Consider the following 17,918-nt stretch of genomic DNA (forward strand, 5'->3'; position numbering starts at 1 on the left):
AGAGCGCGCGAGGATCGTATCCGGTTGGTGTAGCCATAAAGATAGAGCTTCAGCAGATCGGCAGGATCGTAAGGCGGTTGTCCCGCCCCGCCACCCGACCCGGCATGACCGAAGCCAAGCCGCTCAAGGTCCAGCGCTGCGACAAACGCCTCGATCGCCCGAACCGGGTTCTCTCGACCCACATAATCTTCCACCCGCGCGGGCAGAAGGCTGACCTGATCCCGGCTCACCCCGGTCTTGAACATGCGATTCGTCATACCGAATCGTACACTCGTTCACCCAAACGGCTAGGATTCTTGCCCAACCTCGCAGCGCAATCCGGGATTCTTGCCACAGAGGCAGCGGCGCGATGCGGCTGGCCAGTCCCGGATTACGCTTTCGCTCCATCCGGGCTACGAGGACCGGCGTCCCGACGTACCTACCCGCCCGCCATCAGCGCCTTTGCCAGCGCCATGTAGGCCGGCAGCGTCACGGGGTCGTTGGCGGAGTTGCCCGCCATGGGATGCGAGGCGTAGCGCGCGATCACCATCTCGGCCCTGGGATCGATGTAGATGCCCTGGCCATAGACGCCGCGCGCCATGTAGGCGCCGTGAGCGTTGTGCGTGACCCACCATTGATTGCGGTAGGAGGCGCCCGGCAGCGTGGTGTAGCCGGCCGGCTTGAATTTTTCTGGATCGCCGCCGCGCGCGATGTCCTCGACCACGGACGACGGCACGATCTGGCGGCCGTTGAAGCGGCCGTGATTGCGCATGGTCTCGCCGAAGCGGGCGAGATCGCGCAAGCTGGTGGAGAGACCGCCACCGCCGCTCTCGGTGCCGATGCGGTCGACGTGATAATGCGCGTCCTCCTCCGCACCCATCGGCTGCCAGATGCGCTCGGAGAGCAGATCGGACAGCGTCATGCCGCTGGTGCGCCTGATGATCCAGGCCAGCACGTCGGTGTTGACGGTCTTGTAGGCAAAGGCCTTGCCATGCTCGCCCTGCTTCTTCTGCGCGACGAGGAAATCGAAGATGGTGGTCGCGCCGTCATAACCCGGCGGGATCGGCGCCATGCCGTTGGCGCGCCGCAGCCCCCACACATCCGAATTCTTGTCGGTATAGACTTCGGTGTAGGCGAGCCCCGTGGTCATATCCATGACCTCGTGCACGCGCGCGTCCCCAAACGCGCTCGCCTTCAGCTCCGGCACATAATCCGTGACGGGCGCCTGCGGATCGATCCTGCCCTCGCTGACCAGCATGCCCGCGAGCACGCCGGTGAACGATTTCGTCACCGACATCGCGATATGCGGCTTGTGCGGCTTCAATGCGCCAAAGTAGCGCTCATAGATCAGCCTGCCCCGATGCAGCACCGCGATGCCGTCGGTGTAGGTCTCCTCCAGCATCTTTGCGAACGTCATGGGCCGGCCGTCCATCGTGATCGAGCCGACCGCTCCGATGTCATGGTCCTCGCGCGGCAGAGGCGACGCCGGCCCCGCCCCGCGCCAGACGTTCACGGTCGGCACCAGCTGGCGGATGTTGCTCCACGCCCAGCGCAGCTCGGGGAAATTGCGGAACGAGCCATCCTGGAAGGTGATGGTGCGGTCTGGGGATGGCGGGAAGCCGTGCATCCAGCCGATGATTTCGGGGTCGGTGGAGGTGGAGGATGCGGGTGGTTGGACGGCGTTGGGCGGGACAGACATCAACACTGGCTCCAAAGAGGCGATGCGGATGTGGTAGCATGGGCGAGCATGAGGCACATCCGACGCAAGCGCTGGGCACCTGCGCAACGATCAGGACGGCGGCAAATCACTGAAGGGATCGAGCACGGGCACGCCGAGCGGCTCGAAATGCCTGACGTTGCGGGACAGGATCGTCAGCGCGTGCTGGCGCGCCGTCGCAGCAATAATGATATCGGCAAATCCGGGCGCATGACCTTGCCCGCGAGCCCGGTCCGATAGTGCTCCCGCAAGCCGCGCGGCCGCCGTGTCGAACGCCAGTATTCGGTCGCCGTAGAGATGCAGCACGGTATCAAGCCACTGGGCCAAGTCCTTGCTCCTGCGCGCGGCTTTCTCGCGTCGCAGCTTGGCAATTCCGTCCTCGATCTCTGCAATTGTCACGACGGACAAGAATATGGAGGCGGATTGCGCGTCCATCCATTCAACAAGCGCCTGGGGCGTCGGCCGGTTCGGCGAGACCGCGGATATGACGTTCGTATCAATGAGGTACACGTCTCAAAAATCGGTCTTACGGAGCTTGGACCGATTGCGCGCCGGCAAATCGCCCGCTCTCACAGGAATCGCCATCAGCAGACGCCCGAAGCTCGGCACCTGCGACAGCCGCCTCCACTCCTCGTAGCTCAGGACCACTGCCTGTTTCTTCCCACGGCGCGTGATCACGGCAGGCTTGCCGTCGATAGCTTCATCGACGACTGCGGAAAGATTGGCCTTCGCATCACGAAGCTGAATTTCGCGCATGGGCTCACCCTTATGACTACAGTAGTCATAAAGGTAAACCAACCAAATTTCAAGACGGCTTGACCGTATCCGCCTTAGAGCGCTTTCCAGTCCGGCGCCTGCTCCGTTGCCTGAGCGGACGATCACTGACAAAGCGAAGATAATAAACAGCAAGCCCTACTGTCGTCGCAGGCGTCAAACGCGACGAGATCGACGCATAGTTCGACTGGGGCCAATGCAGGCCACGCCGACCTTCCGACCAAAGCTTGTAGTCTTCGGACTCCAGCACCCGCTCCAGATCGGGCACCATCACGCCTTCAACTCTGAATGCCTTCATCGCATCCAGTATTTTGGCATCTTCTCTTCTGGACCAATTCTGGGCCCTTGCCCACTCGTAGAATATTTCAGGGATGTTTGTATTCGGCATCCGATCGTGACATTCGCGGCACAGTAAGAACAGGTTTGAGGCGTCGTCGCTGCCTCCAAGTGCGCGCCCGACAATGTGACAGCGCTGGAGAGGGATACGGTCCCAGCACCGGAGAATTTCGTCCCAACCCGCGTCAGATCGTTTGATGTCGTATTTTGGGCCGTAATAGAATCCGCACGCCCAACAGCCGGGTTCACCCCAGTCAATCCATCGCACCAAGCCTACGATGCGATCTTTCCAGAACTCAAATATCTCGCTTCTTAATGAAAGACTGTCGACGTACCGGCCCATGGCAAATCTCCGTCAGCCGCCAACCTCCCCGGTTGATAGGACAATGGATCAGGATTGCGGCTTTGGACGGACGAAACCTTTGGGGTAGCCCCCTACTCCCACTCAATCGTCCCAGGCGGCTTGCTGGTCACGTCGTACACCACCCTGTTCACGCCCTTCACCTCGTTGATGATGCGCGTGGCGGTCTCGCCTAGGAATTTCATGTCGAACTGGTAGAAGTCCGCGGTCATGCCGTCGGTGGAGGTGACGGCGCGCAGGCCGACGACGTAGTCGTAGGTGCGGCCGTCGCCCATGACGCCGACGGTCTTGACGGGGAGCAGCACGGCGAAGGCCTGCCAGATCTCGTCGTAGAGGCCTGCTTTCCGGATCTGGTCGATATAGACGGCATCGGCCTTGCGCAGGATGTCGAGCTTGTCGCGGGTGATCTCGCCGGGGCAGCGGATGGCGAGGCCCGGGCCCGGGAATGGGTGACGGCCGACGAAGATTTCGGGAAGGCCGAGTTCGCGCCCGAGCTTGCGCACCTCGTCCTTGAACAGCTCGCGCAGGGGCTCGACGAGCTTCATGTTCATGCGCTCGGGCAGGCCGCCGACATTGTGGTGCGACTTGATCGTCACCGAGGGGCCGCCGGTGAAGGAGACGCTCTCGATCACGTCGGGATAGAGCGTGCCTTGCGCCAGGAAGTCGGCGCCGCCGATCTTCTTCGCTTCAGCTTCGAACACCTCGATGAAGAGGCGGCCGATGGTCTTGCGCTTCACTTCCGGGTCGGTGACGCCTTCGAGCTCGCCCAGGAATTGCTTGGAGGCATCCACGTGCACGAGCGGGATGTTGTAGTGGTGGCGGAACAGGTCGACCACGGTCTTGGCTTCGTCGAGGCGCAGCAGCCCATGATCGACGAACACGCAGGTGAGCTGGTCGCCGATGGCTTCGTGGATCAGCACGGCCGCAACCGCTGAATCGACGCCGCCGGAAAGACCGCAGATCACCTTGCGACTGCCGACCTGCTGGCGGATTTTCTGGATCTCCTCCTCGCGGAAGGCACGCATGGTCCAGTCGCCGGTGAGGCCGGCGATCTTGCGGACGAAGTTGCGGATCAGTTTGGCGCCGTCGGGCGTGTGCACCACTTCGGGGTGGAACATCAGGCCGTAATATTTGCGTGTCTCGTCCTGGATGATCGCGAAGGGCGCGTTCGGCGAGGTGCCGGCGACGGAGAAGCCCGGCGGCATCTTGGTGATGCGGTCGCCATGACTCATCCAGACTTGGTTCTTGCCGCCCAGCGACCAGACGTCCTCGAACAGCTGGCTCTTGGCCTTGACCTCGACATCGGCGCGACCGAATTCGCGGTGATGGCCGCCCTCGACCTCGCCGCCCAGCTGCGCCGCCATGGTCATCTGGCCGTAGCAGATGCCCATCACCGGAACGCCGGAATCGAAGATCGCTTGCGGGGCGCGGGGCGAGCCGGCCTCATGCACCGATTCCGGGCCGCCGGAGAGGATCACCGCCTTCGGTTTCATCTCGTCGAAGGCAGCTTCCGCCTTGTTGAACGGGACGATCTCGCAATAGACGCCGTCCTCGCGCACGCGACGCGCGATCAGCTGCGTCACCTGGCTGCCGAAGTCGACGATGAGAATCTTGTCGTGCGCCGAGGCCACCGAGGGCGTCGACGCGGAGCGGTCGTTTTGTGCTGCTGTCATGGCCAGCAGATACGCGACCGCGCGACGGCCCGCAACCGCGCGGGCGCGCGCCCCACATTCTTCTTTGGGCATGGACAAATGAATATAGGTAAGTAATATTGACCTATTGTTGCCAAGGGCCGATCAGGGAGAACGCCATGTCACAGCATCACCAGCCATCATCGCTCGCCGCGCTCGGCCGGGCCTGGGTCGAAGCCTGGAACGCGCGCGACCTCGAACGCGTGCTCAGGCTCTATGACGAGGCCGCCGTGATGACCTCGGACCGCATCCCCGTGATGGGATTCGATGCCAGCGGCACCGTGCACGGCAAGGACGCGCTTCGCGCCTATTGGGGCAAGGCGCTCGGGCTGCTGCCGGAGCTGCATTTCTCGCCGATCGATGTGTTCGTCAGCCCCGATAGTGTCGTGGTGTTCTACGCGAACGAGCGTGGGAAGAAGATCTGCGAATATTTGCGGGTGAATGCGGCGGGGCTGATCGTGCAGGGCTCGGCCAATCATCTGGTGCAGTGACGCCCCACCCACCGCCGTCATTCCCCGCGAAAGCGGGGAATCCAGTACGCCGCGGCTCATCGGTTTAATCACGACCGCTGGTGGAATACTGGATTGCCCGCCTTCGCGGGCAATGACACCGTGAACGAGGAACGTTCGTGGCCCAGGCTCGCAATGACGGAGACTGCGGCGACAGCGTGCGATAACAGAGTCCCGCCGGCCCAGAGACAGGACCTCCCTATGAAACTCCCCACCTCCCCCTTCACCGTCACCGACTGGAGCCAGGTCGAGCCCACCACGCATCCCGGCGAGACCGGCCAGGCGCTCTGGCGCACGCTCAACATCGGCGATCTCCGGGTGCGGATGGTGGAGTATTCGCCGGGCTATCTCGCCGATCATTGGTGCGATCGCGGTCACGTGCTCTACGTGCTGAAGGGCGAGCTCGACAGCGAGCTGCGCGACGGGCGCAAATTCAAGCTGACGGCCGGGATGAGCTATCAGGTCTCGGATTTCGGCGATGCCGCGCACCGGTCCTCGACGGCGGTGGGTGCGACGCTCTTCATCGTCGACTGAGGCGCGCGAGCGCGGTGAACTTGCACCGCAAAATAGCAAACCCGCGCGGTATCCCGAAGCGCGGGTGGTGCCTTGAAGAAGCCCCAAATCCTCGCTATATTGTGATCATCGATACTTGGCCGAACGACTGGGCCGCTTCGCTTCGTTGCTGACGGGCGCGCACGCTTCAGATGAATTCTCCAAACATCGACTCATCAGGACTATGGGCGCAATGCTGCGTACCGGTCTGCGTGCGTATCCTCTCTAACTAAAGGAAATTCCCATGGCTATGGGCACCGTGAAGTGGTTCAACACCCAAAAGGGTTATGGTTTCATCCAGCCGGATGACGGCCAGAAGGACGTGTTCGTGCACATCAGCGCCGTCGAGCGCGCTGGCCTCTCCTCCCTCAACGAGGGCCAGAAGGTCTCGTTCGACATCGTCGCCGATCGTCGCAGCGGCAAGTCCTCGGCTGACAATCTCCGCGTCGGCTAATCGCCAGCGCACCAGCGCTTCTGACCACGGACGTACCGGCAGAAGCGTTAGCTAACAGAGGCTCCGCGACCGGGAACGGTTCGCGGGGCTTTTGTTTTGGGATGGAACTGTGCCGCGTCAGCGGCGGTGCGGTAGGGTGGGCAAAGCGAAGCGTGCCCACCATTGGCGCGACACTGCGGGAAAATGGTGGGCACGGCGCGCGAAGGGCGCGCCTTTGCCCACCCTACGAGAGCTACGCCTTCCGCAGCACCGACACGAAGAAACCGTCCGTTCCGGTCCGCCGCGGCGTCATTAGCCAGCCTTCATCTGACTGCAGCGCGGCCTCGCCAAAAGCCTCCGCCTTGTCCCAGAGCACGCTCGCGGTCTGCCCCGGCGGCACCACCGCAAACTCGGGATGCCGCGCGACGAACGCCCTCACCTGCTCGCCGTTCTCCTCCGACAGCACCGAACAGGTGATGTAGGCGATGCGGCCGCCGAGCTTCACCAGCGGAACCGCGCGCTCCAATACCTCGGCCTGATCGCGCAGGCGGATCTCCAGCGCGCCCGGTCGCATGCGCCATTTGGCGTCGGGGTTGCGGCGCCAGGTACCGGTTCCCGTGCAGGGCGCGTCGATCACGACCAGATCAGCCGACGCACGGATGTCGGCAAGCGGATCGGCCTCGCCCTTGGGCGTGCGGACATCGGCATTGTGGACGCCGGCGCGCGACAGCCGCTCGTGGATCGGGGCGAGCTGGCGCTTGTCACGGTCGGTGGCGATCAGCCGGCCCTTGCCCTGCATCAGGGCGGCGAGCGCCAGCGTCTTGCCGCCGGCGCCGGCGCAGAGGTCGATCACCTGCTCGCCGGGTTTTGCCGCGGTGAATTGGGCTGCAAGCTGCGATCCCTCATCCTGCACTTCAATGGCGCCCTTGATGAAATCCTCCTCGGCCTGGATGCCGGGATTGCGCGCATCGGCCGAAAGCTCGATGCGCAAGCCCGTTGCGGACCAAGGCGTCGGTTTCGCATGAAGATGAGCAAGCGCACGCAGCACCTTGTCCCGATTGGATTTTAGCGTGTTGACGCGCAGGTCGAGCGGGGCCCGGCTCGCCATCGCCGCGGCCTCGGCGGCACGGTCCTCGCCGAACACTTTTGCAAAGTGCGGATCGAGCCAGTCCGGATAGTCGCCGGCGACCGCGGCCGGGGCACCATTCAGCGACCGCGAGGCGAGCGCGGCCTGCTCGGCCTCCGTCAGCGGCGCAGGCGCAAACCGGCTGCCGTCGAACAGCGCTTCCATGGTGGCCGTGTCCATGTTGCGCTCGAGGCGCAGCATGCCGATCAGCCGCGCCCGCGCAGTATCGGAATCCATCAGGAACGCGCTCGAGGCGTAGCGGCGCAGCACGTCCCAGACGAGGCCGGCAATGGCGGCGCGGTCGCCGGAACCGGCGAAGCGGTGCGCGGTGCCCCACTCCTTCAGCGCCTTGGCCGCGGGCACGCGGTCTCTCTCGATGGTGTCGATCAGTTCGATGGCTGCGGACAGCCGGGCAGCGGGCGTCATTTCAAATCTTTCAGATGAGAATCTTCTGTTTTGCGCATGATGCGCCAACGCAAGCGTCAGATCAGCAGGAGCAGCTTCAGCGCGAAGTAGACCCACATCGCCAGCAGCACCAGCGCACTGGCGAGCCAGACCGTCGAGCGCCGGCCGAGATCGTTCGAGGAGACGAAGATTCCGGCATGGGCAAAGCGCGTCACCACGAACACCCAGGACATCAGCACGATGAAGAGATCGGCCCGGCGCAGCGGCAATGCCAGCGCGATCAGGGCGTAGAACAGCACCGGCAGCTCGAACTGGTTGCGGTAGCAATTGGCGATTTGTGTGGCGCCCTTGGGCCAGTTCGGCTCGCCCAGGGCGATGTCGCGGATCTGGGTCTCGCCCGAGACCAGCGTCTTGCGGCGCGCCATCACCATGCCGATCAAGAGCGCGAAGGTGAGAGCGACCTGCACGAAGACCGGCAGCAGGACCATTTGAACGGACATCGGAACTTTCCCGGGAGGCGAATTGCCGCCGATCGTCATTAGCCGCGTCTGTTGGCGCTGACAATGAACGACTTGAACCGGCGTTCCCGCTCGCGCGACCAAATGCCGATAGTTAAAGCGATTTCGGCCCCCAGGGGCTGAGGCGAGAGACCGCCATGAATATCCTGTCCAGTCTCTTCACTGAGTCCGCCGACGGCCGGCACGGAATTCTGATGTCGGCGTTGGCCGGCATTGCTGCTGCGCTTGCGGTGGCGCTGGCGATGACGGTCTATTTCCGCCTGAGCTACCGGACCTGGCGCGACGTCGTCAGGCACGGCCTTGCGGCGCTCGCCGCGATCGTCCTGTTCGCCTTTGCCGCCTACGACATGCGCCACGCCGCCCTCGCCTATCTCGGCCTCAACCCGTCCAAGCCGGCGGTCGAGTTCGAGATCCGCATGCCCAGGGAGATACTGGCGGCGGTCACCGACACCCAGATCGAGCTGCACACCGACCGCAACCAGACGCTGGCGCTGGTCGATGGCGTGCGCGACCTCTCGGACGGGCGCGCGCTGCTGCGTGGCGCGGTGGCGCTCAACCACCGCACCGCCGACCGCGTGCTGGTAGTGAGCCTGCCCGGAAAGGGCACGTTCGAATTCCGCCTCCGCCTGCCCGCCGAGCCGCATCGCTCCGAGCAGTTCGGCCCCTGGCACCTCGCCGACCGCATCGCCTCGCCGCTGGCCGGCCCCGTCGCCCCGCAGGACGGCTACACGATCCGCTATCGCGTGCTTTAAACTTTGTTCGTTGCGACGCATGCCCGCGCCGTCATCGTTCCGACGCGCGACGGCGGGTATGATGGTCGCATGTCCGAATTTCGCCTCACGCAGATTTCCGACACCCATCTCGGCCGGCGTTTTCCCGGCCTGATCGCCAACTTCCAGCGCGTCTGCGAGCACATCGACGCCAACCGGCCCGATCTCATCGTCAATACCGGCGATGTCTCGTTCGACGGCCCGACCGGCCGCGACGATGTCGCATTCGCCAAAAGCCTGCACGATGCCCTGCCCGTCGCCTGCCGTTACCTGCCCGGCAATCACGACATCGGCGACAATCCGACCATGATCGGACCGGCGCCGAAGCCGCCGGTCAGCGAGGCACACCGCCGGCAATTTTGCGACATCATCGGCGAAGATCACTGGGCGTTCGAGGCCGCGGGCTGGCGCTTCATCGGCCTCAATTCCCTTGTCATGAATTCAGGGCTCGCCTTCGAGGCCGAGCAGTTCGACTGGCTGGCACAGGAGCTCGCGCGCACCGCCGGGAAGCCGGTCGCGCTGTTCCTGCACAAGCCGGTGTTTCTCAACCTGCCCGACGATGCCGAGATGGCGGAGACCGCGATCCGCTACGTGCCGCAGCCGGCCCGGGCGCGGCTGATCGAGATGTTTGCGCATGTCGATCTGCGCCTCATCGCCAGCGGCCATGTGCATCAGCGGCGCGACTTCACCTATCGCCACACCCGCCATGTCTGGGCACCGTCCACCGGCTTCGTCATCAACGATCAGCGCCAGGACCGGATCGCGATCAAGGAAGTCGGGCTCGTTGAGTACCGCTTCCGGCCGGACAGTTTTGAGCTCCGCCACGTCAGGGCCGCAGGCCAGATCGATGTCGATATCGAGGAAATCCTCGCCCAGATGGGCGGCGAGCACTAGCGCGAACTTGGCGGTTCAGGCGACGCTCTTGAGGTCCTGCTGGATCGCGGCCAGCAGGGATTGCAGCGCCGCACTGTTCACCGGCTTGGTCTGGCGATCATGGGTTGGACCATGGTTGGCTGCGCAGCCTTGACCGGACGCTTCGGGAATGGCGGCGGTGGTGTCGGCATCGCGGGACGAACGACATCGTCCTCCTCGTCGACATGCACGAACTTGCCGTGGATGACGTCGTCGCGCCGGCCCATGACGAACATGGTCGCCCAATAGCCCACCGCCAACACAATGACGCAGAAAACACTGATCTCTAACATCGCAACACCCAAAATATGCGCGATGATTCAATGCCTTCGCCTTGAGGTCAATGAACCGGCGGTCACACCTGCGGGTTTTACGAACAGGTGTGGCCGATCGGTGACTCTTTCTTAACCATCTCCGCCCGTCGGGGGCTCGGAGCGGCGGGTTCAGGCCTTATCCGGCCCCACCCGCACCAGCTGCTTGCCGAAATTGGCCCCCTTCAGCAGCCCCATGAAGGCGCCGGGCGCGCTCTCCAGGCCCTCGGTCACGAACTCCTTGTATTTCACCTTGCCCTCGCGGACCCAGGCCGACATGTCGCGCAGGAAGTCACCATGGCGGGAGGCGAAGTCGGAGACGATGAAGCCGCGGAAGGTCAGCCGCTTGGTCAGGGTCGCACGCATCATGCTGGCGGCCCATTTCGGCGGCTTGGCCTCGGTGTCGTTGTAATGCGCGATCAGGCCCGTATAGGCGGTCATGCCGGGCATGCCGAGCACGCCGATCGAGGTCGAGATCGGGCCGAGCTTGGGATCGACCTTGATCAGGCCCTTGCCGCTGGAGATCGCGTGGGTCTGCCAGCCGGAGCGGATGCGCACGATGTCGCCTACCGCGAAATCAGCATTGTTGGAGGCCGCGACCTCGCTGACCGCCTCGCCTTCCATCACGCCGCCGATCGGCACCGGCGCGGCGTAGGACGGCCCCTCGCTCATGCGCCCGCGCATATAGGGATCGAGCGACAGCCAGATCGTGCGCAGCAGGACCTCGCCCGGCCCGGGCGTCGGAACAGCGAATTCCTCCAGGCGAAAATCAGACGGCTTGGGCTCGCCGACGGGACGCGCGGCGAGAACGATGCGTTTGCCTTGGGACATGGCTTCCTCCACTTTTCTGTCATTGCGAGCGAAGCGAAGCAATCTAGTTGCGTCAACACAAAAGCTCTGGATTGCTTCGCTTGCAATGACGAGCTTGCGGCAGGTGCGAACCACAAACACGCTGTCATCGCCCGCGAAGGCGGGCGATCCAGTACTCCGAGACGGTTGTGACTGAGTGGAAGGGCCGCGGCGTACTGGATGCCCCGCCTTCGCGGGGCATGACGCCGTCATTTTGGTACGAGCGAGCGACTAACCCCCGCCCGGATAGTTCGGGGCTTCGCGCGTGATGGTGACGTCGTGGACGTGACTTTCGCGCAGGCCCGCGCCGGTGATGCGGACGAACTGGGCCTTCTGGTGCAGATCCTTCATGTCGCGTGCGCCGACATAGCCCATCGCGGCGCGCAAGCCGCCGGCGAGCTGGTGCATGACGTTGCCGACCGGGCCCTTGTACGGCACCTGGCCCTCGATGCCCTCAGGCACGAGCTTGAGCGCGTCCTTGATGTCCTGCTGGAAGTAGCGATCGGCCGAGCCGCGCGCCATCGCACCGACCGAGCCCATGCCGCGATAGGCCTTGTAGGAGCGGCCCTGCCACAAAAACACTTCGCCCGGCGTCTCGTCGGTGCCGGCCAGCAGCGAGCCGACCATGGCGATGTCGGCGCCGGCGGCGAGCGCCTTGGCAAGGTCGCCGGAGAACTTGATGCCGCCGTCGGCGATGACGGGAATGTCGGCCTTCTTCGCAGCTTCCACCGCATCCATGATCGCGGTGAGCTGCGGCACGCCGACGCCGGCGACGATGCGGGTGGTGCAGATCGAGCCCGGGCCGATGCCGACCTTGATGCAATCCGCACCCGCGTCGATCAGTGCCTGCGCGCCTTCGGTGGTAGCAACGTTGCCAGCAACGACTTGCACGGAATTGGAGAGACGCTTGATGCGATTCACGGCGTGCAGCACGTGGCGGGAATGGCCGTGCGCGGTGTCGACGACGACGAGGTCGACGCCGGCATCGATCAGCCGCTCGGTGCGCTCGAAGCCGGTGTCGCCGACCGTGGTGGCGGCAGCAACACGCAGGCGGCCCTGCGCGTCCTTGCAGGCGAGCGGGTGGGCGACCGCCTTCTCCATGTCCTTCACGGTGATGAGGCCGACGCAGCGATATTGCTCGTCGACCACGAGCAGCTTCTCGATGCGATGCTGATGCAGCATCCGCCGCGCCTCGTCCTGGCTGACGTTCTCGCGCACCGTGACGAGATTTTCGTGTGTCATCAGCTCGGAGATTTTCTGCTGCCGGTTCGTCGCGAACCGCACGTCGCGGTTGGTGAGGATGCCGACCAGCTTGCCGGGCGTGGACTTGCCGGCACCGGTGACGACGGGAATGCCGGAGATGCCGTGATCGCTCATCAGCTTGAGCGCGTCATCGAGCGTGGCCTCGGGGCTGATGGTGAGCGGGTTCACCACCATGCCCGATTCGTAGCGCTTGACCTGCCGCACCTGGGCAGCCTGCCCTTCGGGATCGAAATTGCGGTGGATGACGCCGAGGCCGCCGGCCTGCGCCATGGCGATCGCCATGCGCGCCTCGGTGACGGTGTCCATGGCGGAGGCCATGATCGGGATGTTGAGCGGAATGGCGCGGGTGACGCGGGACCGGATGTCGACCTCGCCCGGCATGACCTCGGACAGGCCCGGCTTCAGCAGCACGTCGTCGAACGTGAAGGCTTCGCGAATGCCTTGAAGTTGCACCGTGGCCATCTGCCAACTCCTTCCTGCGGCCCTGCCGCAAATGCTAATGGATGAGCGCCGCCCTCGGCGTACCTTGCGGCAACGCCGGAGAATCGGAGCCCATCGGTGGGGTTGACGCGGGTCGATAGCACGGCTGCGTGACGAATCAAAGCAATTCGGACCGCCGGCCAGCCATGCACAGGCTTTTTGGGCAAATTCGGCGGGGATAGCCCGGCGGCGCCCCCACCCATCGTCATTCCGGGGCGCGACGAAGTCGCGAGCCCGGAAGCCATTCCCCAGCGATTCCTACGGCCCAATGGATTCTCAGGTGCGCAATTGCGCACCATAGCCCGCGCCAAGCGGCGCACCCCGGAATGACGAGGGAGAGGGTCACACCGTTGTTACGCGGGACTTAGGTGCTATGCGTTGATCCGCAATGGTCCCCGGCAGGAGGCGGTGTTAAGCCGCAAGTCCGCCCCTCCTTCCGATTTTCATTATCAATCCGTCATGGTCGACAAGCAACGCGTCATTCCGCTGATCGTGGCCACCGCGCTCTTCATGGAGAACATGGATTCGACGGTGATCGCCACCTCGCTGCCGGCGATCGCGGCCGACATCGGCACCAGCCCCCTGACGCTGAAGCTCGCGATCACCTCCTATCTGCTGTCGCTGGCGGTGTTCATCCCGGCGAGCGGCTGGACCGCCGACCGCTTCGGCGCGCGCATGGTGTTCGCGATCGCGGTCGGCGTGTTCATGGTCGGCTCGGTCGGCTGCGCGCTTTCGACCTCGGTCACCGACTTCGTGTTCGCGCGCATCCTGCAAGGCATGGGCGGGGCGATGATGACCCCGGTCGGGCGTCTCGTGCTGCTGCGCTCGGTCGACAAGAGCGCGCTGGTCAATGCGATGGCCTGGGTGACGGTCCCTGCCCTGATCGGCCCCGTGATCGGGCCGCCGCTCGGCGGCTTCATTACGACGTACGCCTCCTGGCACTGGATCTTCCTGATCAACATCCCGATCGGGCTGCTCGGCATCTTCATGGCGCTGCGCTTCATCGACCCCATCAAGAGCGAGACGCAGGAGCCGTTCGATCTCTACGGCATGGTGCTGGCGGGCATCGGGCTTGCCGGCATCGCGTTTGGCCTCTCCGTCGCCGGGCTCAACCTGCTGCCCTGGAGCACGGTTGCGGCCCTGGTCGTGGGCGGCGCGATCTCGATGACACTGTATGTCCTGCACGCGCGGCGGACGGGATCGCCGGTGCTGGACTTTTCACTTCTGAAGCTGCCGACGCTGCGCGCGGCCATTTTCGGCGGCTTCCTGTTCCGTCTCGGCATCGGCGCGCTGCCGTTCCTGCTGCCGCTGTTGATGCAGATCGGCTTCGGGCTGTCGCCATTCCACTCGGGCCTGGTCACTTTTGCCTCCTCGCTCGGCGCCATGGGCATGAAGACGCTGGCGGCGCGCATCATCCGCACCTTCGGCTTCCGCAATCTGATGACGGTGAACGCGGTCGTCAGCGCGTTCTTTCTCGGCGTCTGCGCCCTGTTCACGGTGACGACACCACTGCTCATCATCATGGTGATCCTGGTGGTCGGCGGCTTCTTCCGCTCGCTGGAGTTCACCGCGATCAACACGGTCGCCTATGCCGACGTCGAGACCGCGCAGATGAGCCGCGCCACCACGCTGGTCAGCGTCAACCAGCAGCTCGCGGTCTCAGCCGGCGTCGCCGTCGGCGCGGCCTGCGTCGAGACGACGATGTGGTTCAGCCATGTCAGCGAGCTCAACGCCACCGTATTCGCGCCGGCCTTCGTCGTGGTGGCGCTGACCTCGGCAGCATCGAGCTGGTTCTTCTGGCAGATGCCCGTTGATGCCGGCTACGAGATCTCCGGCCGCAAGGCGGTGGAGATCGCGAGCCGCAAGGGTGCGGGCAAAGGCGCAGCCAAGGCGGCGGTCAAGGTGGCGACGGAGGATACGCAGGACGTGCGGGATCAGCGGCTGGGGTAGCGGGCCGGCTCTCCCCGGACAAGAGTCCACATGCACAGCAGCCGATCATTTACATCTTTCCGAAATTAGCTTTGACCTGACCTTCGTGGACCGCGCGAAAGGGATAGTCCGAGGCGATGTCGCCGAGCGGCTTCCTACTCCCGCGCGTACCCTGTGGCGCGAGGTCGAACGAACGCACGCGGACAGCGGGCATGTGGATCTCTCCAGCCAACGCGATCACTCAGAGGCGCCCCACCAGCGCGTTCACCGAGATGAACGCTCGTTTATCTTCGTGACTCCTGTTCCTCGCCTGCGCGCGCTTGCAACTTTTGCCCTTCGGCAATGTTGGCACGATGTCGAAACACCAATGAAGGAGGACGTGCATGAAAAAGACCGCACTTGTCCTGGCAACCGTCGGCGCGCTCGGCGTGAGCGCGGTGGCGGCACCGACGCCGGCGGAGGCTCGCTGGCGCGGTGGTTTTGGGCCGGCGCTGGCAGGCGGATTACTCGCAGGTGCCCTGATCGGCGGCCTCGCCTCGTCCGCGTACGCCTACGGACCGGGCTACGGCTACTACGGGTATCCGGGCTATTATGACGACTACTACGCACCGGCGTATTACGGCGGTTACTATCCGTGGGGTGGCTACACCAGGACTTACTACAGCACCGGTTACGCCCCTGCCTACTACGGCTACCGCTATCACCGTGTCGTGCGGCCGGCCTTCGCCTATTACGGCGGACCGTTCCCGCGGCGGCACTTCTATCACCACCGCTGGCACCCTTACTGGTGAAGCGACGCGGCAAGAGAAGGGCCGGCGCGAGGCGCTGAGCCTGCAAAGTGGATTTTTGATCGATGTCTTTATCGCTTCGATCGAGAGAGTCCCGCGCGCGCGATAGCACCGCGACGGAACCGCGCGACTCTCCCGCCTGATAGGAACGATGGCATCGGCGCATCGTTCACAGGCATCGGAAAACTCGAATGAGGGCTCGGCTTGTCTCGAGCCCTGAGCTTCGAAGGTTCCCCATCAACGGATGCTGCAAAGCAAATGGAGGAGGTTCAGGTGGACACGAGAAAGAACAGGTTCCTATTGACCACAGCTGTGCTGCTCGCCGGCGTCAGCCTGGCATCGGCTCAAGGCATGCGTGAAGGCGCCGGCGGCGGGATGAGCGGAGGCGCGGCCGCTGGCGCGGAATCCGGCCGATCGGGCGGCGGAATGTCGCAAGGTGCAGGCGGCGCCTCTCACCGCGAAGGAACGACCCAGGGCCGCGCAGGTGGTCGGGCCGAGGGGCCCGCTGCGGCGCCGTCGCGTTCTGAGCGTAGCGAGGGAATGCGTGCTAGTGGCAAGGCCGATAGGGGCGAACGTCAGGCCGTCGATCAGGGCCGCGGCGCCCGCGACAACGCGCGTCAGTCCCAATCTGAAGGCGAGAAGCGTGGCAAGGACCAAACCGTTGGTCAGAGCCGAGGCGGCCCCGACCAAGCCCGTCAGTCCAGGTCCGAGCGCGACAAGAGCGGAATGAAGGACCAAACCACCGGTCAGAGCCGCAGCGACCGCGACGCTACGCGTCAGTCGCAAGGCGCAGGACAGGGTAAGAGCGCGACCACAGGCGCTAACACCAAGGACAATGTCCAAGGCAAGAACGCGCAGGGTCAGAGCAAGACAACGACCGGCGCGAACACCAAGGACAATGCCCAAGGCAAGAACGTGCAGGGTCAGAGCACAACGACGACTGGCGCCAAGGGCAACGCCCAGGGCCAGAGCGCGCCAACGACTGGCGCGAACACCAACAACGCGCAAGCCCCGAGTGCCCAGCAGGGCACGACGACCGGCGCCAACACTCAAGGACAGGTCAACACCCAGGCGCAGGCCCAGGGTGGGACTACCCAGAGCTTGTCCGGCCGCGTGCAAGTGAGCGCACAGCAGCAGACAACGCTGCAGCAATCGGTGTTGAGCTCACGCAATGTGGATCGCGTGCGGGTCAACTTCAATTCCATCAACTTCCGGATCAATACTGGCGTGGTGGTGCCGCGGAACATCTCCGTGGTCGCCATCTCGACATTCCCGGTGCTGATCGACATCTATCCGGCCTATCGGGACGACAGCTTCTTCGTCGTGGATGACGAGATCATCGTCGTCGACCGAAGCCACAGGATCGTCGACGCCATTCCCGCCGGCCCAAGAACGCACTTTGCCCGGCGCGGCAGCGTGAGCGGTGGCGGTGGCAACATCGCCGCGCTGGATCTCAGCCCCGACGAGATCCGCATTGTTCAACGGGTGCTGATTGAACGCGGCCTGATGTCTGGCCAAGCAGACGGCATCCTCGGGCCCGCTACGCGCGAAGCGCTGATCACCTTCCAGAGACGGGAAGGTTTCCAGACCACCGGCTCGATCGATACCCGGACGGTCGCTGCACTAGGCGTCTCCAACCAGATCCGCGCCACGCAGGGCCAATCGACGACCACTGGTCAGGGGGCGACTGGCCAGTCGACGCAGCAGAACACGACCGGGCAAAGCACCGGTCAGACCAACGCACCGGCGCAGCAGAACCAGACCAATGCGCCGGCACAGCAGAACCAGACCACCGGCCAGGCTGGGCAGAACCAACCATCCACAACGGGCCAGGCTCAGCAGAACCAACCGTCCACAACCGGCCAGGCTCAGCAGAACCAACCGGCGCCGTCGGGCCAGGCAGGCACACAACCGCCTGCTGGTCAGACCACCGGACAGGCGCCGGCCCAAAGCAACAGTCAGTCCACCAACCAGCCCAGCAACACGCCGTCTGGGCAAACCAACCAAAATAATGCCCCGCCGCCTTCGACGTCGGGTCAGCCGGCTCAGAATCAACCCAGCCGGTAAGATGCCCCCAAAGCCCCGCCTCTGGCGGGGCTCTTTTTTGCGGCCACCGTGTTCGCGGCGGCCTTCGTCGTAGTGGCGCTGACCTCGGCGTATCGAGCTGGGTTCTTCTGGCAGATGCCCGTTGATGCCGGCTACGAGATCTCCGCAA

Annotated in this window: 19 protein-coding genes and 1 pseudogene; 8 read left to right on the forward strand and 12 right to left on the reverse strand. The window is 64.4% G+C overall.

What is annotated here, in order from left to right:
- The 6 genes from BLV07_RS36770 to guaA all read right to left on the reverse strand — a co-directional run.
- Positions 1-245 (reverse strand): transposase (locus tag BLV07_RS36770; RefSeq protein ID WP_143035611.1); only part of this gene is annotated, 245 nt, incomplete at its 3' end.
- A gap of 173 nt (positions 246-418) precedes the next feature.
- Positions 419-1,678 carry a serine hydrolase domain-containing protein gene (locus tag BLV07_RS36775; protein ID WP_091895759.1) on the reverse strand — a complete coding sequence of 420 codons (1,260 nt, stop codon included), beginning with the start codon at positions 1,676-1,678 and terminating at the stop codon, positions 419-421.
- A gap of 90 nt (positions 1,679-1,768) precedes the next feature.
- Positions 1,769-2,206 (reverse strand): type II toxin-antitoxin system VapC family toxin, encoded by a 438-nt coding sequence (locus tag BLV07_RS36780; protein WP_091895762.1) that lies wholly within the window; start codon positions 2,204-2,206, stop codon positions 1,769-1,771.
- Positions 2,207-2,209: 3 nt separating this feature from the next.
- Complete coding sequence (locus BLV07_RS36785) at positions 2,210-2,452, reverse strand: type II toxin-antitoxin system Phd/YefM family antitoxin (RefSeq protein WP_091895765.1); 243 nt, start codon at positions 2,450-2,452, stop codon at positions 2,210-2,212.
- 49 nt (positions 2,453-2,501) lie between these two features.
- On the reverse strand, positions 2,502-3,149 hold the full coding sequence (locus BLV07_RS36790) for an HNH endonuclease signature motif containing protein (RefSeq protein WP_091895768.1): 648 nt from the start codon (positions 3,147-3,149) through the stop codon (positions 2,502-2,504).
- A 92-nt stretch (positions 3,150-3,241) separates the two neighbouring features.
- Positions 3,242-4,840, reverse strand: coding sequence for a glutamine-hydrolyzing GMP synthase (gene guaA, locus BLV07_RS36795; RefSeq protein ID WP_091895903.1), 1,599 nt, complete (start codon positions 4,838-4,840; stop codon positions 3,242-3,244).
- A 137-nt stretch (positions 4,841-4,977) separates the two neighbouring features.
- Between guaA and BLV07_RS36800 the strand changes: the two genes are divergently transcribed.
- From BLV07_RS36800 to BLV07_RS36810, 3 genes are all read left to right on the forward strand, one after another.
- On the forward strand, positions 4,978-5,349 hold the full coding sequence (locus BLV07_RS36800) for a nuclear transport factor 2 family protein (RefSeq protein ID WP_091895771.1): 372 nt from the start codon (positions 4,978-4,980) through the stop codon (positions 5,347-5,349).
- Positions 5,350-5,568: 219 nt separating this feature from the next.
- Positions 5,569-5,901: a DHCW motif cupin fold protein gene (locus BLV07_RS36805; RefSeq protein ID WP_091895774.1), complete on the forward strand. Its 333-nt coding sequence runs from the start codon at positions 5,569-5,571 to the stop codon at positions 5,899-5,901.
- A gap of 262 nt (positions 5,902-6,163) precedes the next feature.
- A complete protein-coding gene (locus BLV07_RS36810) occupies positions 6,164-6,373 on the forward strand; it encodes a cold-shock protein (RefSeq protein ID WP_008141931.1) in 210 nt (69 codons plus the stop codon).
- A 232-nt stretch (positions 6,374-6,605) separates the two neighbouring features.
- On the opposite strand, the gene BLV07_RS36815 is transcribed toward BLV07_RS36810, so the two are convergent.
- Together BLV07_RS36815 and BLV07_RS36820 are read right to left on the reverse strand one after the other, a co-directional pair.
- Positions 6,606-7,904 (reverse strand): RsmB/NOP family class I SAM-dependent RNA methyltransferase, encoded by a 1,299-nt coding sequence (locus BLV07_RS36815; RefSeq protein WP_091895777.1) that lies wholly within the window; start codon positions 7,902-7,904, stop codon positions 6,606-6,608.
- 56 nt (positions 7,905-7,960) lie between these two features.
- Entirely contained in the window at positions 7,961-8,383 is a 423-nt protein-coding gene (locus tag BLV07_RS36820; RefSeq protein WP_091895905.1) for an MAPEG family protein, read from the reverse strand.
- A 155-nt stretch (positions 8,384-8,538) separates the two neighbouring features.
- Between BLV07_RS36820 and BLV07_RS48010 the strand changes: the two genes are divergently transcribed.
- Positions 8,539-9,153, forward strand: a complete 615-nt coding sequence (locus BLV07_RS48010) for an acriflavin resistance protein (protein ID WP_176946006.1) — start codon at positions 8,539-8,541, stop codon at positions 9,151-9,153.
- Between the two features lie 69 nt (positions 9,154-9,222).
- A complete protein-coding gene (locus BLV07_RS36830) occupies positions 9,223-10,065 on the forward strand; it encodes a metallophosphoesterase family protein (protein WP_091895780.1) in 843 nt (280 codons plus the stop codon).
- 15 nt (positions 10,066-10,080) lie between these two features.
- Here the strand turns inward: BLV07_RS36830 and BLV07_RS36835 are convergent.
- The 3 genes and pseudogenes from BLV07_RS36835 to guaB all read right to left on the reverse strand — a co-directional run bounded on the left by BLV07_RS36835 (position 10,081) and on the right by guaB (position 12,968).
- Positions 10,081-10,376, reverse strand: a pseudogene (locus tag BLV07_RS36835) (hypothetical protein).
- Positions 10,377-10,526: 150 nt separating this feature from the next.
- Complete coding sequence (locus BLV07_RS36840) at positions 10,527-11,225, reverse strand: MDR family NADP-dependent oxidoreductase (protein ID WP_091895908.1); 699 nt, start codon at positions 11,223-11,225, stop codon at positions 10,527-10,529.
- 249 nt (positions 11,226-11,474) lie between these two features.
- On the reverse strand, positions 11,475-12,968 hold the full coding sequence (gene guaB, locus BLV07_RS36845; RefSeq protein ID WP_091895783.1) for an IMP dehydrogenase: 1,494 nt from the start codon (positions 12,966-12,968) through the stop codon (positions 11,475-11,477).
- 477 nt (positions 12,969-13,445) lie between these two features.
- Between guaB and BLV07_RS36850 the strand changes: the two genes are divergently transcribed.
- Positions 13,446-14,936, forward strand: a complete 1,491-nt coding sequence (locus BLV07_RS36850) for an MFS transporter (protein WP_091895786.1) — start codon at positions 13,446-13,448, stop codon at positions 14,934-14,936.
- 49 nt (positions 14,937-14,985) lie between these two features.
- On the opposite strand, the gene BLV07_RS48015 is transcribed toward BLV07_RS36850, so the two are convergent.
- Positions 14,986-15,129, reverse strand: a complete 144-nt coding sequence (locus BLV07_RS48015) for a hypothetical protein (RefSeq protein ID WP_176946007.1) — start codon at positions 15,127-15,129, stop codon at positions 14,986-14,988.
- Positions 15,130-15,298: 169 nt separating this feature from the next.
- Here BLV07_RS48015 and BLV07_RS36855 point away from each other — a divergent pair, with 169 nt between their 5' ends.
- The gene (locus BLV07_RS36855) at positions 15,299-15,706 is read left to right on the forward strand and encodes a hypothetical protein (protein WP_091895789.1); all 408 of its coding nucleotides are present in this window, start codon (positions 15,299-15,301) and stop codon (positions 15,704-15,706) included.
- 270 nt (positions 15,707-15,976) lie between these two features.
- Positions 15,977-17,770 carry a peptidoglycan-binding protein gene (locus BLV07_RS36860; RefSeq protein WP_176946008.1) on the forward strand — a complete coding sequence of 598 codons (1,794 nt, stop codon included), beginning with the start codon at positions 15,977-15,979 and terminating at the stop codon, positions 17,768-17,770.
- Positions 17,771-17,918: the final 148 nt, after the last annotated feature.

The organism is Bradyrhizobium sp. Rc2d (genome assembly GCF_900099855.1).
Classification (GTDB): domain Bacteria; phylum Pseudomonadota; class Alphaproteobacteria; order Rhizobiales; family Xanthobacteraceae; genus Bradyrhizobium.

Excerpts from the sequence above, each read along its gene's own strand:
- BLV07_RS36775 (WP_091895759.1), bottom strand. The coding sequence starts at position 1,678 with ATGTCTGTCCCGCCCAACGCCGTCCAACCACCCGCATCCTCCACCTCC.
- BLV07_RS36785 (WP_091895765.1), bottom strand. The coding sequence starts at position 2,452 with ATGCGCGAAATTCAGCTTCGTGATGCGAAGGCCAATCTTTCCGCAGTC.
- BLV07_RS36790 (WP_091895768.1), bottom strand. The coding sequence starts at position 3,149 with ATGGGCCGGTACGTCGACAGTCTTTCATTAAGAAGCGAGATATTTGAG.
- guaA (WP_091895903.1), bottom strand. The coding sequence starts at position 4,840 with ATGACAGCAGCACAAAACGACCGCTCCGCGTCGACGCCCTCGGTGGCC.
- BLV07_RS36800 (WP_091895771.1), top strand. The coding sequence starts at position 4,978 with ATGTCACAGCATCACCAGCCATCATCGCTCGCCGCGCTCGGCCGGGCC.
- BLV07_RS36805 (WP_091895774.1), top strand. The coding sequence starts at position 5,569 with ATGAAACTCCCCACCTCCCCCTTCACCGTCACCGACTGGAGCCAGGTC.
- BLV07_RS36810 (WP_008141931.1), top strand. The coding sequence starts at position 6,164 with ATGGCTATGGGCACCGTGAAGTGGTTCAACACCCAAAAGGGTTATGGT.
- BLV07_RS36815 (WP_091895777.1), bottom strand. The coding sequence starts at position 7,904 with ATGACGCCCGCTGCCCGGCTGTCCGCAGCCATCGAACTGATCGACACC.
- BLV07_RS36820 (WP_091895905.1), bottom strand. The coding sequence starts at position 8,383 with ATGTCCGTTCAAATGGTCCTGCTGCCGGTCTTCGTGCAGGTCGCTCTC.
- BLV07_RS48010 (WP_176946006.1), top strand. The coding sequence starts at position 8,539 with ATGAATATCCTGTCCAGTCTCTTCACTGAGTCCGCCGACGGCCGGCAC.
- BLV07_RS36830 (WP_091895780.1), top strand. The coding sequence starts at position 9,223 with ATGTCCGAATTTCGCCTCACGCAGATTTCCGACACCCATCTCGGCCGG.
- BLV07_RS36840 (WP_091895908.1), bottom strand. The coding sequence starts at position 11,225 with ATGTCCCAAGGCAAACGCATCGTTCTCGCCGCGCGTCCCGTCGGCGAG.
- guaB (WP_091895783.1), bottom strand. The coding sequence starts at position 12,968 with ATGGCCACGGTGCAACTTCAAGGCATTCGCGAAGCCTTCACGTTCGAC.
- BLV07_RS36850 (WP_091895786.1), top strand. The coding sequence starts at position 13,446 with ATGGTCGACAAGCAACGCGTCATTCCGCTGATCGTGGCCACCGCGCTC.
- BLV07_RS48015 (WP_176946007.1), bottom strand. The coding sequence starts at position 15,129 with ATGCCCGCTGTCCGCGTGCGTTCGTTCGACCTCGCGCCACAGGGTACG.
- BLV07_RS36855 (WP_091895789.1), top strand. The coding sequence starts at position 15,299 with ATGAAAAAGACCGCACTTGTCCTGGCAACCGTCGGCGCGCTCGGCGTG.